The 14,080-nt window shown below is 65.1% G+C and carries 17 protein-coding genes; 11 read left to right on the forward strand and 6 right to left on the reverse strand.

Going from position 1 to position 14,080, the window contains the following annotated elements:
- Positions 1 to 41: 41 nt before the first annotated feature.
- The 5 genes from napA (at position 42) to ATB98_RS26085 (ending at position 4,541) form a co-directional block, all read left to right on the forward strand.
- Complete coding sequence (napA, locus tag ATB98_RS26065; protein WP_066879034.1) at positions 42 to 2,546, forward strand: periplasmic nitrate reductase subunit alpha; 2,505 nt, start codon at positions 42 to 44, stop codon at positions 2,544 to 2,546.
- A 17-nt stretch (positions 2,547 to 2,563) separates the two neighbouring features.
- A complete protein-coding gene (locus ATB98_RS26070) occupies positions 2,564 to 3,022 on the forward strand; it encodes a nitrate reductase cytochrome c-type subunit (RefSeq protein ID WP_066879169.1) in 459 nt (152 codons plus the stop codon).
- Between the two features lie 2 nt (positions 3,023 to 3,024).
- Positions 3,025 to 3,717, forward strand: a complete 693-nt coding sequence (locus tag ATB98_RS26075; protein WP_066879036.1) for a cytochrome c3 family protein — start codon at positions 3,025 to 3,027, stop codon at positions 3,715 to 3,717.
- A gap of 157 nt (positions 3,718 to 3,874) precedes the next feature.
- A complete protein-coding gene (locus ATB98_RS26080; protein ID WP_066879038.1) occupies positions 3,875 to 4,180 on the forward strand; it encodes a PilZ domain-containing protein in 306 nt (101 codons plus the stop codon).
- A gap of 37 nt (positions 4,181 to 4,217) precedes the next feature.
- Positions 4,218 to 4,541 (forward strand): hypothetical protein, encoded by a 324-nt coding sequence (locus ATB98_RS26085; RefSeq protein WP_066879040.1) that lies wholly within the window; start codon positions 4,218 to 4,220, stop codon positions 4,539 to 4,541.
- A gap of 172 nt (positions 4,542 to 4,713) precedes the next feature.
- Here the strand turns inward: ATB98_RS26085 and ATB98_RS26095 are convergent, their stop codons facing one another.
- The 4 genes from ATB98_RS26095 to ubiT are packed head-to-tail and all read right to left on the reverse strand — an operon-like array spanning position 4,714 to position 7,572.
- Positions 4,714 to 5,163, reverse strand: a complete 450-nt coding sequence (locus ATB98_RS26095; protein WP_066879044.1) for a hypothetical protein — start codon at positions 5,161 to 5,163, stop codon at positions 4,714 to 4,716.
- Positions 5,160 to 6,092, reverse strand: coding sequence for a ubiquinone anaerobic biosynthesis protein UbiV (ubiV, locus tag ATB98_RS26100; RefSeq protein WP_066879046.1), 933 nt, complete (start codon positions 6,090 to 6,092; stop codon positions 5,160 to 5,162). Before ubiV ends, ATB98_RS26095 begins: the two co-directional genes overlap by 4 nt.
- A 5-nt stretch (positions 6,093 to 6,097) precedes the next feature.
- A complete protein-coding gene (gene ubiU / locus ATB98_RS26105; protein WP_066879048.1) occupies positions 6,098 to 7,075 on the reverse strand; it encodes a ubiquinone anaerobic biosynthesis protein UbiU in 978 nt (325 codons plus the stop codon).
- A complete protein-coding gene (gene ubiT, locus ATB98_RS26110; RefSeq protein WP_066879050.1) occupies positions 7,066 to 7,572 on the reverse strand; it encodes a ubiquinone anaerobic biosynthesis accessory factor UbiT in 507 nt (168 codons plus the stop codon). The genes ubiU and ubiT overlap by 10 nt, the downstream gene beginning before the upstream one ends.
- Positions 7,573 to 7,693: 121 nt before the next feature.
- Between ubiT and ATB98_RS26115 the strand changes: the two genes are divergently transcribed.
- Together ATB98_RS26115 and ATB98_RS26120 are read left to right on the forward strand one after the other, a co-directional pair.
- Positions 7,694 to 9,202 carry a UbiD family decarboxylase gene (locus ATB98_RS26115; RefSeq protein WP_066879052.1) on the forward strand — a complete coding sequence of 503 codons (1,509 nt, stop codon included), beginning with the start codon at positions 7,694 to 7,696 and terminating at the stop codon, positions 9,200 to 9,202.
- Positions 9,199 to 9,771, forward strand: coding sequence for a UbiX family flavin prenyltransferase (locus ATB98_RS26120; RefSeq protein ID WP_066879054.1), 573 nt, complete (start codon positions 9,199 to 9,201; stop codon positions 9,769 to 9,771). The genes ATB98_RS26115 and ATB98_RS26120 overlap by 4 nt, the downstream gene beginning before the upstream one ends.
- Before the next feature lie 208 nt (positions 9,772 to 9,979).
- Here the strand turns inward: ATB98_RS26120 and ATB98_RS26125 are convergent, their stop codons facing one another.
- On the reverse strand, positions 9,980 to 10,666 hold the full coding sequence (locus ATB98_RS26125; RefSeq protein ID WP_066879056.1) for an NnrU family protein: 687 nt from the start codon (positions 10,664 to 10,666) through the stop codon (positions 9,980 to 9,982).
- A 247-nt stretch (positions 10,667 to 10,913) separates the two neighbouring features.
- On the reverse strand, positions 10,914 to 11,069 hold the full coding sequence (locus ATB98_RS29255) for a hypothetical protein (RefSeq protein ID WP_153435843.1): 156 nt from the start codon (positions 11,067 to 11,069) through the stop codon (positions 10,914 to 10,916).
- A gap of 119 nt (positions 11,070 to 11,188) precedes the next feature.
- Between ATB98_RS29255 and ATB98_RS26130 the strand changes: the two genes are divergently transcribed.
- The 4 genes from ATB98_RS26130 to ATB98_RS26145 all read left to right on the forward strand — a co-directional run bounded on the left by ATB98_RS26130 (position 11,189) and on the right by ATB98_RS26145 (position 14,029).
- Positions 11,189 to 11,740, forward strand: a complete 552-nt coding sequence (locus ATB98_RS26130; protein WP_066879059.1) for a cytochrome c oxidase subunit 3 — start codon at positions 11,189 to 11,191, stop codon at positions 11,738 to 11,740.
- 5 nt (positions 11,741 to 11,745) lie between these two features.
- Positions 11,746 to 12,036: a cytochrome C oxidase subunit IV family protein gene (locus tag ATB98_RS26135; RefSeq protein ID WP_066879062.1), complete on the forward strand. Its 291-nt coding sequence runs from the start codon at positions 11,746 to 11,748 to the stop codon at positions 12,034 to 12,036.
- Between the two features lie 168 nt (positions 12,037 to 12,204).
- Positions 12,205 to 12,657: a c-type cytochrome gene (locus tag ATB98_RS26140; RefSeq protein WP_066879064.1), complete on the forward strand. Its 453-nt coding sequence runs from the start codon at positions 12,205 to 12,207 to the stop codon at positions 12,655 to 12,657.
- A 25-nt stretch (positions 12,658 to 12,682) separates the two neighbouring features.
- Complete coding sequence (locus ATB98_RS26145) at positions 12,683 to 14,029, forward strand: nitric-oxide reductase large subunit (protein ID WP_066879067.1); 1,347 nt, start codon at positions 12,683 to 12,685, stop codon at positions 14,027 to 14,029.
- Positions 14,030 to 14,080: the final 51 nt, after the last annotated feature.

The raw sequence follows: 14,080 nt of genomic DNA on the forward strand, positions 1-14,080 counted from the left end.
GCCCTCGGCGCCCTCTGACGCAATAGAGGAGAGAAAGAGCGATGACCGGCGAATTGACGCGGCGTGACATTCTTAAAGCCCATGCTGCCGGCATCGCTGCGGCGGCCGCCGGCATCGCGCTGCCCGCGTCGGCACAGCCGGTGCCGGGCGGCGTCGACGCGCTGCAGATAAAGTGGTCGAAAGCGCCGTGCCGCTTCTGCGGCACCGGCTGCGGCGTCATGGTCGGCGTCAAGGAGGGACAGGTCGTCGCCACCCATGGCGACATGCAGGCCGAGGTCAACCGTGGCCTCAACTGCATCAAGGGCTACTTCCTGTCGAAGATCATGTACGGCGCCGACCGCCTGAAGACGCCGCTCCTGCGCAAGCGCAACGGCGACTTTGCCAAGGACGGCGAGTTCGAGCCGGTGAGCTGGGACGAGGCCTTCGACGTCATGGCCGCACAGGCGAAGCGGGTGCTGAAGGAGAAGGGCCCGACCGCCGTTGGCATGTTCGGGTCGGGACAGTGGACGATTTTCGAGGGCTACGCCGCCACCAAGCTGATGCGCGCCGGCTTCCGCTCCAACAACCTCGACCCTAACGCCCGCCATTGCATGGCGTCTGCGGCCTATGCCTTCATGCGCACCTTCGGCATGGACGAGCCGATGGGCTGCTACGACGACTTCGAGCACGCAGACGCCTTCGTGCTCTGGGGCTCGAACATGGCCGAGATGCATCCGATCCTGTGGACGCGTCTTGCCGACCGGCGGCTCGGGCACGAGCATGTGAAGGTGGCGGTGCTTTCGACGTTCACCCATCGCAGCATGGATCTCGCCGATGTCCCGATCGTCTTCAAGCCCGGCACCGACCTCGCGATTCTCAACTACATCGCCAACCACATCATCCAGACGGGCCGGGTGAACGAGGCGTTCGTCAAGAACCACACGACCTTCATGGTCGGCGCGACCGACATCGGCTACGGCCTGAGGCCCGACAACCCGCTCGAGGCCAAGGCGGTCAACGCCAAGGACGCCGCCAAGATGACCCCGAGCGACTTCGAGAGCTTCAAGGCGTTCGTGTCGGAGTACACGCTCGACAAGGTGGTCGAGCTCACCGGCGTCGAGGCCGGCTTCCTCGAGCAGTTGGCCGATCTCTATGCCGATCCGAACCGCAAGGTCATGTCGCTCTGGACCATGGGCTTCAATCAGCACGTGCGCGGCGTCTGGGTCAACCAGATGGTCTACAACCTGCATCTTTTGACCGGCAAGATCTCCGAGCCGGGTAACAGCCCCTTCTCGCTGACGGGGCAGCCCTCTGCCTGCGGCACGGCGCGCGAGGTCGGCACCTTCGCCCACCGGCTGCCGGCCGACATGACCGTCACCAATCCCGAGCACCGCAAGCACGCTGAGGAGATCTGGCGCGTGCCCCACGGGCTCATTCCGGAAAAGCCCGGCTATCACGCCGTCGAGCAGGACCGGATGCTGAAGGACGGCAAGCTCAATTTCTACTGGGTGCAGGTCAACAACAACGTCCAGGCAGCGCCCAATACTGGGAACGAAACCTATCAGGGCTATCGCAACCCGGACAACTTCATCGTCGTCTCGGACGTTTATCCGACGATCACGGCGATGAGCGCCGACCTGATCCTGCCGGCCGCCATGTGGGTGGAGAAGGAGGGCGCCTACGGCAATGCCGAGCGGCGCACCCATGTCTGGCACCAGCTCGTCGACGCGCCGGGCGAAGCGCGGTCCGATCTCTGGCAGATCGCGGAATTCTCCAAGCGCTTCACCACCGACGAGGTGTGGCCCGCCGACATCCTCGACGCCAATCCCGGCTACCGGGGCAAGACCCTCTTCGACGTCTTGTTCAGGAACGGCAATGTCGACGGCTTCCCGGCAAGCGAGATCAACAAGGAGTACGCCAACCGCGAGGCCGAGGCCTTCGGCTTCTACATCCAGAAAGGACTCTTCGAGGAATATGCCTCCTTCGGCCGCGGTCACGGGCACGATCTCGCGCCCTATGACCGGTATCACGAGGAACGCGGCCTGCGCTGGCCGGTCGTCGACGGCAAGGAGACGCGCTGGCGTTACCGCGAGGGCTACGATCCCTATGTGAAGCCGGGCGAGGGGGTGAAATTCTACGGCCGCCCGGACGGCAGGGCGGTGATCCTCGCCGTGCCTTACGAGCCGCCGGCCGAGCCGCCCGACGAGGAATACGGTATCTGGCTCGTCACCGGCCGGGTGCTCGAACATTGGCATTCCGGCTCGATGACGATGCGGGTGCCCGAATTGTACCGGGCCTTCCCCGGCGCGGTCTGCTTCATGAATGCCGACGACGCCAGGCAGCGCGGCATCAATCAGGGCGCGGAGGTCAGGATCGTCTCCCGCCGCGGCGAAATCCGCGCCCGCATCGAAACGCGGGGCCGCAACCGCATGCCCCCCGGCGTCATTTTCGTTCCCTGGTTCGACGCCAGCAAGCTCATCAACAAGGTGACGCTGGACGCCACCGACCCCATCTCCAAACAGACGGATTTCAAGAAATGCGCGGTCAAGATCGTTTCTGTCGCATGATCAGAAGCCCCGGATCGATGCTCGGGGTGCTGTTGGCGATCCTTTTCATCGCAACCGGGGCGATCGCCCAGATGGCGCCGGGCGAAAGGGTGCCGGCGCCCTCCGGGCCCGAGCAGGAGATGGGCGAGGTGGAGGCGAAGCCGATCCCGAAATGGGTGGTCGACGACGTCCGCAAGGAACGCGCCTATCCGGACCAGCCGCCGGTGATCCCCCATTCGATCGAGGGCTACCAGCTGTCGGTCAATACCAACCGCTGCCTCTCCTGCCACAAGCGGGAACTGACGCAGGAGTCAGGCGCCCCGATGATCAGCGTCACGCATTACATGACCCGGGAGGGCCAGATGCTCGCGGACGTGTCGCCGCGGCGCTATTTCTGCACCGCCTGCCATGTGCCGCAGGCCGATGCCGAGCCACTCGTCGGCAATACCTTCAGGGACATGAGCGAGTTGGGCGTCAAGCAGGCGGGGGAACAATAGGCATGGCACGGATAAAGCGCCTCCTTGCTTGGGTGTGGAGGGTGCTGAGCACCCCGGCCGCAACGCTCAGCCTCGCCTTCCTGACGCTCGGAGGTTTCGTCGGCGGGGTCATGTTCTGGGGCGCTTTCAACACGGCACTGGAGCTGACCAACACCGAGACCTTCTGCACCTCGTGTCACGAAATGCGGGACAATGTCTATCAGGAGCTGACCCGCACGATCCATTTCACCAACCGCTCCGGCGTGCGGGCGAGCTGCCCGGATTGCCATGTTCCGCACGACTGGACCGACAAGATCGCCCGTAAGATGCAGGCCTCGAAGGAAGTCTGGGGCAAGATCTTCGGAACCATCAACACGCGCGAGAAGTTCCTCGAGAAGCGGTTGGAGCTTGCCCAGCACGAATGGGCGCGGCTCAAGGCGAACGACAGCCTCGAATGCCGCAATTGCCATTCTTCGGTGGCCATGGACCTTTCCAAGCAGACCGAGCGCGCCGCCGAGATACACACGCGCTATCTGCTGCCGGGAAAGGCAACTTGCATCGATTGCCACAAGGGTATTGCCCACGAGCTGCCGAACATGCAGGGCGTCGATCCCGGCTGGAAGGTGCCGCCGGAACTGGAGGGGGAAATTCTGCCTTCGGCTTCGGCGATCGAGGAGTTGCGGCGGGCGATGAACGAGGCCCATGCCGGTCTGTGAGGGTCTTCAAAAAATTGTCAGAGAGCGAGAGCCCCATTAAAGGAGTAGTAAGTAATTTATAGTATTAGTCATACTAATGCTTAGGCACATAAATATTGGGCGTTATTTACATTTCAGACGAGGATAATATCTCTCGATGGAGATCGGCGAGGTAGCTATGGCATACAAGGACAGCGTCGAGCGCGTTTCTCCGCGAACGCAGACCAGGATCACCGGCAACGTCAGTTGCAAGACCGGATCGAGCAACGGGATCGTCAAGGATCTTTCCGAAGAGGGAATTTGCTTTCAACTGTTTTTCGACATCGGCGCCCGCACCGGGAACGAGGTCACGATACGCAGCGAAGAACTCGGCCTGCTGACCGGTATCGTGCGGTGGAACAAGGGCGACCGGATCGGCGTCAAACTCAAGCTGTCGTCGAATACGGCGGCGCAGATTGCTTCCTATTACAAGTTCTTTCGTTGATTTGAGCCGTTGCCGGCATCGAGTTTGGGCCACCGGGATGAGTGAGTTCCAGAACAAAGCCGTTCGCCTGATGGCGGCCTGCGCCGGGGAGGCGTCGGTCAGCGATTTTTCCGAGCGCCAGAGACAGCTCTTGCTTTCGGCTCTCGAACTCTACCGTGCGCTGGGGGGATCGTTCGAGCAGCTCGAAGCGTGCGTCATGCAAGACGAAACGGCCGCTCCCCGGCGGGTTGACCTCATCATCGGTGACCTGATGCAGGAACTGGCGGTCATCAGCCACACGCATGATATCGACATGATGCAGGCCGCCCACAACGCGCTCGACGCGGGTCAGCGTGATCTCGAGGACCGCGCCGCCTCGTGAAAGATTGCGGAGGGGCGGCGCTCGCCGCCGTCCAATCGGCTTGCATCTTCCTGCAGGAATTCGAGAAGGGAGCTCATTTCACCGAGCGCGGCGGATTGCGAGAGTGCAATGTCGCGCACCGCATCACGGCGGCGGTTGTGTTTCGAGATGTCCATTCGTGACACTCCTTCCATCACGCTTTCGAGCCGTCGGCCTCCGTCGATCGATGCGGGGCGGCAGCGCTATTCGAATTCTCCCGCGCCTCCGGCGCGAAGCGGAACTGACGCGCCTGCCGCAAGAGGTTCGCGCCCAGCTCTGCGGCGGCGGCGATGTCGCCGAAGAGCAGGCTCGCTTCCGCGATCATGCCGTCGTCCGGACGCCCGTCGTCGGGATTGAAGTCGCCTAGCAACAAAAGCAGCGCCTCGATCTGCCGCCGTTGTTTGCAGGCGGCGGCGAGCAGGCGTTCGGCGATCCGGGCTCGTTCCTCTTGTTCGACGTGCCGCAGCGCCGCGTCGACGCGGTCTCGGCAGTGGCAATCGATGGCGCTGCCGAGGATCGCCCCGCGAATGCGAAGGAGCGCGTTGCGGATTTCCTCGTCGGCCTGCGGCGATGCGATCCGAGGCGTGGGGTCATTCGCTCTCATGTTGCTCCATGTGCGATGTTGCGTGCACGGGCGATCCAGGCGGCACCCTCCCGCCCGTGGTGAAAGCCGTTGGAGAGAGGTGCCGCCGGGTAGGCCTGCCGGAGCCGCTGGAGAGCGTCCTCCGCATCCATGCGCCCCGCCATGACGTCTTCATAGAGGCGGGCGACCGCCACCATGTCGCAGTCCTGCGGCGAAAGCCGAAAGCGCTGCACGCCCTGGAAGGCGAGCTCGTGCAGTTCCGTAAGCAGGGCCTGGCAGGTGAAGGAGACGGTCTGGACGCCGTTGAGCGCAAGGAAGGATTGGCGGTCGAGCGTCTTTACCGGCAGGCCGTCCGGGTCCTCCCCGCAGACGAACTGGCAATTGTCCTTGATATGCCCCTTGGCCCGCGCATGGGCGCAGCGCGCGGAAATCGCGAGCGGCATGCGCCCGAAGGCGAGCACCTCGAAGGCGATGCCGGGCGTCTGCGAAACGATCGCGTCGATCGAGCTTGCCGGCAGTTCGGGTGGCAGGCAGATGCTCGTCGCACCGCGCCGCGCGAGCAAGCGCGCGGTCGCCGCGTTGTAGACGTTGACGAGCGGCCCGACCGCATGAGCGCGACCCTCGAGCAGGGCCAGCGCGGAGAGGTCGTTCGCCTCGACGACATAGGGGCTGTCGGCGACCAACGCCCGGACATAGTGGCTTTCGCGCTCCAGCGTCACCAGCGCCAATGTCGAAAGGATGACTTGCTTTCCCGCCGATTCCAGCCGATCGATCGCGTCGACCAGGAAAGGCTCGGTGAAATGCAGCCGCTTCGAGCAGACGGTTTCCCCGATGACGACATGGCTCACCGGAGCCTCGTCGGCGATGCGGCAATAGAAGTCCCGCCATTTGGGGCCGTCCCAGAGATAAAGCACCGGACCGAGGCTGAGCGTGGGTTTGCGGGCGTCCATTCGCGCTACCTCCAGCGTTTCTCATAGGCGCCGCAGGTCGTGCGTTGGCCTTCGCTCAGGAGCCTCAGCCGGGCGAGGAGGGCCGGACGGTCCTCTGGCCTTGCATCGAGCGCCTTGCGCAAGGTGGCGACCACCTCGCCGACATAGGCCTTGCCGCGCTGACGGCCTTCGATCTTGAGCGCACAGACGCCGGCTTCGCGCAGCGCGTCGATCTCACCCATCACGTCGAGGGAGGCCGGGTCCTCGAATGCGTAGCCGCGGGCATCGGCGATGTCGAACCGGCCCTTGCAAAGCGTGGGGTAGCCCGCGGCTTCTTCCCGGGGGAAGCGGTTGATCGTGTAGGCGCCGAGCTCAGAGACGAGATCGCCGCCGTCCTCGCGGTAGCGCACATGGCTTGGCGGCGAGCAGACGCCGTTCATATTGGGCGATTTGCCGGTGGCGTAGGAGGAGAGCGAGCAGCGGCCCTCCGCCATCACGCAAAGCCCACCGAAGGCAAAAACCTCGATCTCGCAACGGACCTGGCGGGCGAGCCGGGCGATGTCGGCGATCGTCAGCGTGCGTGGCAAGACGACGCGCTTGGCGCCGAAGGCCTCTACGAGGAAGTTCACCGCGTCCGGATTGGACACCGAGGCCTGCACGGAGACGTGGAGCCGCTGCTCGGGATAGGTTTCGGCGACATGGGCCATGAGGCCGAAGTCGGCAAGGATGAGCGCGTCCGCGCCGACGCGCACGGCGTCGGCGGCCGCCTGATACCACAGCTCCTCGTGGCCGGCGCGCATGAAGGTGTTCAGCGCGACGAAGGTCTTGGTATCCCTGCGCCGGGCGTAGGCGATCGCTTCGCCGAGTTCCTCGCGCGAGAAGTTGAGCCCGGGAAAGTTGCGCGCGTTCGTCTCGTCGCGAAAGCCGCAATAGACCGCATCGGCGCCCGCATCGGCCGCTTCGCGAAAGGCTGCCGGAGTGCCTGCAGGGCAGATCAGTTCCATGCGGCATTCTCCCCGGCAAGTGCCCGGCGGCGGATCGCGGCGGCCGCCCGGCTGAAGAGCGGGGCGAAGGGCCCCGCCGCCGCCCCGAGATCGCGCGGCAGGTCGATCTCAGAACCGTCGAGCGCATTGCGCAGCGCCAGCATTGCCTCCATGTCTCCGGTGACGGTGAGCGAGCGGGCGAAGAATAGGGCGTCGGCGTCCGAACGCCCCTCGAGAAGCGTCAGCAGCCGGAACAGCGAGCCCTCCACCAGGGCGTCCGCCGGCGGGTTCGCCTGCCTGCGCATCAGCGTGATTGCCGGGCGTGCCGGCTCCACCAGGAAGACGAGCGGCAGGTCGGTCGGGCGGAAGGCGTAACGTTTCGCTCTGTGTTCGCCAAGCCTGTCGAAGAGCTTTGGATGGCGCTTCATGAGGCTTGAAAACATGAGCTTGACGGCGCCCTCGACGATCGGGATCGGCAGGAGGGCAAGCGGTGCGGCCAGCGGACGCGGGAATTCCATTTCTCTCGCCTTTGCGCAAATGACGATTCGGCAGTATGGGGGCGAGCCTAGCGGCAACGCCCGTGCGGCAATTTGAGCCAGCGCAAAGACAGGAAGGTTTTCGCGGGCGAGACACGCTCGCATGAATGAGAGAGAGCTACCGACACGCCGCTTTTCCGGGCTCCAGGATTTTGCCGCCATGCTCGAGCGGCGCGGCCGCCTGCGCCGCATTGCGCGGCCCGTTTCCCTCGTGCACGAGGTCACGGAAATCCACCGGCGCGTGCTTGCGGCCGAGGGGCCGGCAGTCATCTTCGAGAAGCCGGTCGACGCCGCCGGCCGTGTCTTGGACATCCCGCTGCTCGTCAATCTCTTTGGCACGCGGGAGCGGATCGAATGGGGCCTGGGGCTTTCGACCGGCGGCCTGCCGGCCCTGGCCGACATGCTGGCGGAGTTGCGCGAGCCACGCTCGCCGCACTCGCTGAAGGACGCCTGGAGCAAGCTGCCGATGCTCAAGGCGGCGCTCGCCATGCGGCCGCGAAACGTCACGCGGCCGCCCGTGCAGGAGAGGGTGTGGCGCGGTGCGGAGCTCGATCTCGCGCGCCTGCCGGTGCAATGGTGCTGGCCCGGCGAACCGGCGCCGCTGGTCACCTGGCCGCTGGTGATCACCCGGGCGCCGGACGACCCGGGCGACGTCAATGTCGGCATCTACCGCATGCAGGTGCTCGGGCGCGACCGGCTCATCATCCGCTGGCTCGCCCATCGCGGCGGCGCGCGCCACCATCGCCTGTGGCGGGAGCGCGGCGAAGCCATGCCGGTGGCCGTCGCCATCGGGGCCGACCCGGCGACGATCCTCGCCGCCGTGATGCCGCTTCCCGAGGGCATCAGCGAACTCAGCTTCGCGGGGCTCCTGAAAGCCGAGCGGCCGCAACTCGCGCCGGCCCTCACCGTGCCGCTTTCGATCCCGGCGACCGCGGAGATCGTCCTCGAGGGCCTCGTCTCGGCCGAGGAGACGGCGGCGGAGGGCCCCTATGGCGATCACACCGGCTATTACAATTCCGTCGAGCGTTTTCCCGTGATGACGCTCTCGGCGATCACCCTGCGCCGCGCGCCCTTCTATCTCTCGACCTATACCGGCCGGCCGCCAGACGAGCCGTCGAGGCTCGGCGAGGCGATGGCGGAGCTCTTCCTGCCACTCGTGAGGCGCCAGTTCCCGGAGATCGTCGATCTGCATCTCCCGCCGGAAGCATGCTCCTATCGGGCCATGGTCGTCTCCATCGACAAGCGCTATCCGGGCCAGGCGAAGCGGATCATGCTGGGGCTCTGGTCGATGCTGCCGCAGTTCAGCTACGTGAAGCTCATCGTCGCCGTCGACCCGGATATCGCCGTCAGAAACTGGGCCGACGTCATCTGGGCGCTCTCGACCCGCTTCGACGCCAGCCGCGATGTCACCATTCTTCACGGCACGCCGATCGACTATCTCGACTTCGCCTCGCCGAAGCCGGGGCTCGGCGGCAAGCTCGGGCTCGATGCGACCCGCAAGCTCGCGCCGGAGACGGAGCGCGAGTGGGGGCGCGTCCTCGACATGCCGCCGGAGATAGTGAGCCGGGTCGATGAAATCTGGCGGGAACTCGGGCTGGAGGAGCGACCATGACCAGGGCGCGCGTCGTCGTCGCCGTCACCGGGGCCTCCGGAGCGGCGCTGGCGCTTAGGATCGTCCAGCGGCTTGCGGAAATTCCCCTCGTCGAGACGCACCTCATTGTTTCCGACGCCGCCAGGCGAACGCTCCTCCACGAGGTCGGCTCCGATGCGCTCCATCGCCTGCTGACACGCGCCCATCGCAATTACCCCGCCGACGATATCGGTGCTGCGCCGGCCAGCGGCTCGTTCCCGACCGCCGGCATGATCGTCGCGCCCTGCTCGATGCGCACGCTCGCGGCGGTCGCCGCGGGTCTCGCCGACAATCTCATCGTGCGGGCGGCGGATGTGCATCTCAAGGAGCGGCGGAAACTCGTGCTGATGACGCGCGAAACGCCGCTCCATCTCGGCCACCTGCGCAACATGACCGCAGTCACCGAAATGGGCGCGATCGTCATGCCGCCGGTGCCGGCCTTCTATCACCGCCCGAAAGACATCGACGACATCGTCGACCACCTCGGCGCCCGCGCGATAGACCTCCTCGGCCTGCCGATCAAGCCGCTGGCGACGGCGTGGGACCCGTAGCGGCCGTCGCCTGTAAATGGGTGAACCGGCAAAAGAACCTCTCCCCACAGGTAGGAGGGGCTTCCCTGCTGCACCGTCCCGGCTCCATTTCAACCCTTGTGCCCAGCATGAGGGGCGGAAATGGCAGGCCATCGCCGCGTGCGCCGAAGCCCCTCCCACCTGTGGGGAGGGTTGGGGAGGGGGCTTGTCGCCCGTCAGCTACAGGTCTTCAGAACGCCGTCGCCAGCAGCAAGGGGTCGGCGTAGAACAGGGCGGCGTGACCGCCGGCAAGAAGCCAACAGGTGAGGGCGGCTGTCGCCACGGCTGCCAGCGCGAGCGGCGCATCGCCTGAAAGACGGGCGCGTCCGGAAAGGAGCGCTGCGAAAGGCATGACGGCTGTCGCCGCGGCCCGCTTCGGCCATTCCTCGCCGAGCCGCCGCCGCGCGCGCTTTTCCAGCATCGGTATGCTGCCGAGCGAAAACAGCGCGAAGCCGCCGAAGAGGATGAGCGAGCGCAGGTCGCCATTCGCGACGAGGTGGCCGAGCGCCCAGAGGGCAAAGCCCCAGAGCACCGGGTGGCGGGTGATCGCGACGATCGCGCCCGGTTTTGCGCCCTGGCGGACGGAGACCGACAGCGGGTTGGTGCTGAGGAGGCCGGCGAGCACGAGGAAGATGCCCACGGGCGCGGCGACGAGCGTCACCCAGGCCTGCCGGGCCGCAGACTCCCATAGCGGGATGAAGTCGACGTTGAGTGCCGCGTAAAACACCCAGCCGAGCACGAGGATGGAGACGAGCGAATAGAGCGCGAAATAGGTCGTCCGACCGAGCCGGCTTATCAGACGCTCGCGGACGGCCGGCATTGCCGGAATGGAATGGAGCAGCAGAAAGACGGCAAGCGCCAGAAGGAATTGCAGCATCGTGGTCCAGCCTCAGTGTCCGTTTGCGTGCGGCGTCGGCCCCTCCTCCCGCTGCCGCGACCTTCTCCCCGCTTGCGGGGAGAAGGGGTATGCCGCGCTGCCTAAGTCCGCTCCCCCCGCCTGCGGGGAGAGGGTTAGTCCTCGGGGTTTAACCCGAGGAGAGGGGCAAACCCGGGGAGAGCGGCGACCTCGTTTCATCCCGCTCAATCCAACGCGGCATTTTCGACCGTCACCTCCCCCACGCTTTTCATCGATCGATGAAGAGCACCGCGGCGCAGGCGACCGATGCGAGCACGGCGGCGACGGTGCCGGTGCGCTGCAGCACGCCCATCCGATAAAGCACGAGCGCGAAGATGATGATGATCGGGGTGGCGACCGAGAGGCCGATCTGTGCGTCGTTCATGGCGATCTCCATTTTTCGACGGAGCATAGCGGTCCGCCTGCGCCGGTCTTTGATCGGGCGCAAAGAAGCGGCGGCGCCTTTCGCCTATCCGCTTCGGTGAAATTGTGCGGAGGTGCGGCATGCGACACGCAGTGGCGGCCGATGTGGCCGGCGAAGAGGAAACGGACACCTTCATTCTATGGGTGCTGATCTGGAGCGAGCTCGCCGCGTTCGGCATTCTCATCGGCGCCTTCCTGGTAGCCTCGCTGATCGACCCCGAGGCATTCTCCGTTGCCCGCCTGCATCTGAAGCCGGCGATCGCCGGGCTCAACACGCTCGTCCTTCTGACGAGCGGCTGGCAGGCGGCGATCGCGGCGGGCAAGGACACGCCCCTCGCGACGCGTCGCCGGGCGCTGGTGCTGGCGGCACTCCTCGGCTTCGCCTTCGTCGCCATCAAGATCTACGAGTACGACACCGAGCTCCGATTCGCCGGTGAGGCGGAGTTTCGGACCTTCTTCGAACTCTATTTCATGCTGACCGGCTTTCATCTCGTCCACGTCGCCTTCGTCGGCCTCGTCCTCCTCGTCGTCGCCTGGCGGCCGCGTCCGGCCAATGTCGAGCTCGTGACGACCCTCTGGCACGTGATCGACCTCGTCTGGATCGTCATGTTCCCCATCCTCTATCTGGTGTGAGCGCCATGAGCGACAGCGGTCCGACACAGTTGAAAAAGACCTGCATGAGCCTCGTGGTCATGGTGCTCGCAGGCGTTCTGCTTTCGCGGTGGACGGCGGAGCCGGTCGTTCCGCTTGTTCTCGCCGCCGCCCTGTTGGCGCTCGCCGTGCTCAAGGCCCGTCTGGTGGTGCTCGACTTTCTCGGTCTGCGCGCCGGGCCGCGCGCATTGCGCATCGGCCTTCTCGCCTGGCCGGTGCTTTTCGCTCTCGCCGCTGCGACAAAAGCGCTCATCGCGGCCGTTCCGCTCGGCGGTTGAGACCCTCTTCGCACTTGTTTGCCGAAACGCAAAGAAAACGCGCTCCGGATCCCTAGAAAGGATCGCGTTTGCCGGGGGGCGGGGATTTTGGCTCCTGCGCCTACCGGTTGAGGATTTGTTCAAGCCGGACCGCACTTCGCAGCCTCCCGGAATGGAAAGGACCATGGGATGGCAGAACGCCTTACCAAGACAGGAGCGCGCAACGTCTTTTACGGCGGCTCCATCTTCTTCTTCGTGATCTTCGTCGGGCTCACGGCCCACAGTCACTACTACATGAGAACCGAGTCGACGGACGAGACGACGCTGACGGCGTCGGTCGCCCGCGGCAAGCACGTCTGGGAAAAGAACTCCTGCATCAACTGCCATACCCTGCTTGGTGAAGGCGCCTATTTCGCGCCGGAGCTCGGCAACGTCTGGAAGCGCTGGGGCGGCGAAAGCGATCCCGACGGCGCTCGTGAGACGCTCAAGTCCTGGATGGCGGCACAGCCCTCCGGTGTCGAGGGGCGGCGGCAGATGCCGCAATTCAATCTCACCCAGCAGGAACTCAACGACCTTGCCGATTTCCTCGAATGGACGAGCCGTATCAAGACCCAGAACTGGCCGCCGAACGAGGCGGGCTGAGAATGGCGGGACAAGGAGATAAGACATGAAATATCAAACCCAGAAGGTCGCGATGCTGTATTTCTACGGTGCGCTCGGCCTGTTCCTTGCCCAGGTCCTGTTCGGCGTCTTCGCCGGCACGATCTACGTTCTGCCCAACACGCTCTCCGAACTGTTGCCCTTCAACATCGTGCGCATGGTGCACACCAACGCGCTGATCGTCTGGCTCCTGATGGGCTTCATGGGCGCCACCTATTACCTGCTGCCGGAAGAGACGGAGACGGAACTCTACAGCACGAAGGTCGCGGTCGCGCAGTTCTGGCTCTTCCTGGTGGCCGCGGCGGTCGCCGTCGTCGGCTATCTCTTCCATATCCATGAAGGCCGCGAATTTCTCGAACAGCCCTTCGCCATCAAGGTCGGCATCGTCGTCGTGGCGCTGATGTTCCTCTTCAACGTCACGCTGACGGTGCTCAAGGGCCGTAAGACCACGGTGACCAACATCCTGATCTTCGGCCTATGGGGTGTGGCGATCTTCTTCCTCTTCGCCTTCTACAATCCGATGAACCTCGCGCTCGACAAGATGTATTGGTGGTACGTCGTCCATCTCTGGGTCGAAGGCGTGTGGGAACTGATCATGGCGTCGGTGCTCGCCTTCCTGATGATCAAGCTCAATGGCATCGATCGCGAGGTCGTCGAGAAGTGGCTCTACGTCATCGTCGGCCTGGCGCTCTTCTCCGGCATCCTCGGCACCGGCCACCACTATTACTGGATCGGCGCCCCGGGCTACTGGCAGTGGATCGGCTCGCTGTTCTCGACGCTCGAAGTCGCGCCCTTCTTCACCATGGTCGTCTTCACCTTCGTCATGACCTGGAAGGCCGGCCGCAAGCACCCGAACAAGGCGGCGCTGCTCTGGTCGATCGGCTGCTCGGTGATGGCCTTCTTCGGCGCCGGCGTCTGGGGCTTCCTGCACACGCTGTCGTCGGTCAACTACTACACCCACGGCACGCAGGTCACCGCCGCGCACGGCCATCTCGCCTTCTTCGGCGCCTATGTGATGCTCAACCTCGCCGTGATGGCCTACGCCATTCCGGAGATCAAGGGGCGGGCGCCCTATAACCAGTGGCTGTCGATCGCGAGCTTCTGGGCCATGTGCACCGCCATGTCGGTCATGACCTTCGCCCTCACCTTTGCCGGCGTCGTCCAGGTCCACCTGCAGCGCGTCCTCGGCGAGAGCTTCATGGCGGTCCAGGAGCAACTCGCGCTCTTCTACTGGATCCGCCTCGGCTCGGGCGCCGTCGTGCTCGTCTCGGCCCTGATGTTCATCTGGGCGGTGCTGGTCCCCGGCAGGAGCCGCACTCCTGCCCTCAACCAGGCCGTCCAGCCCGCCGAATGAGACCATGGGGCCGGCCGCCGCGGCCGGCCCCCGTCCCTTATGCGATAACGG

The organism is Sinorhizobium saheli, from assembly GCF_001651875.1.
In the GTDB taxonomy this organism is placed as follows: domain Bacteria; phylum Pseudomonadota; class Alphaproteobacteria; order Rhizobiales; family Rhizobiaceae; genus Sinorhizobium; species Sinorhizobium saheli.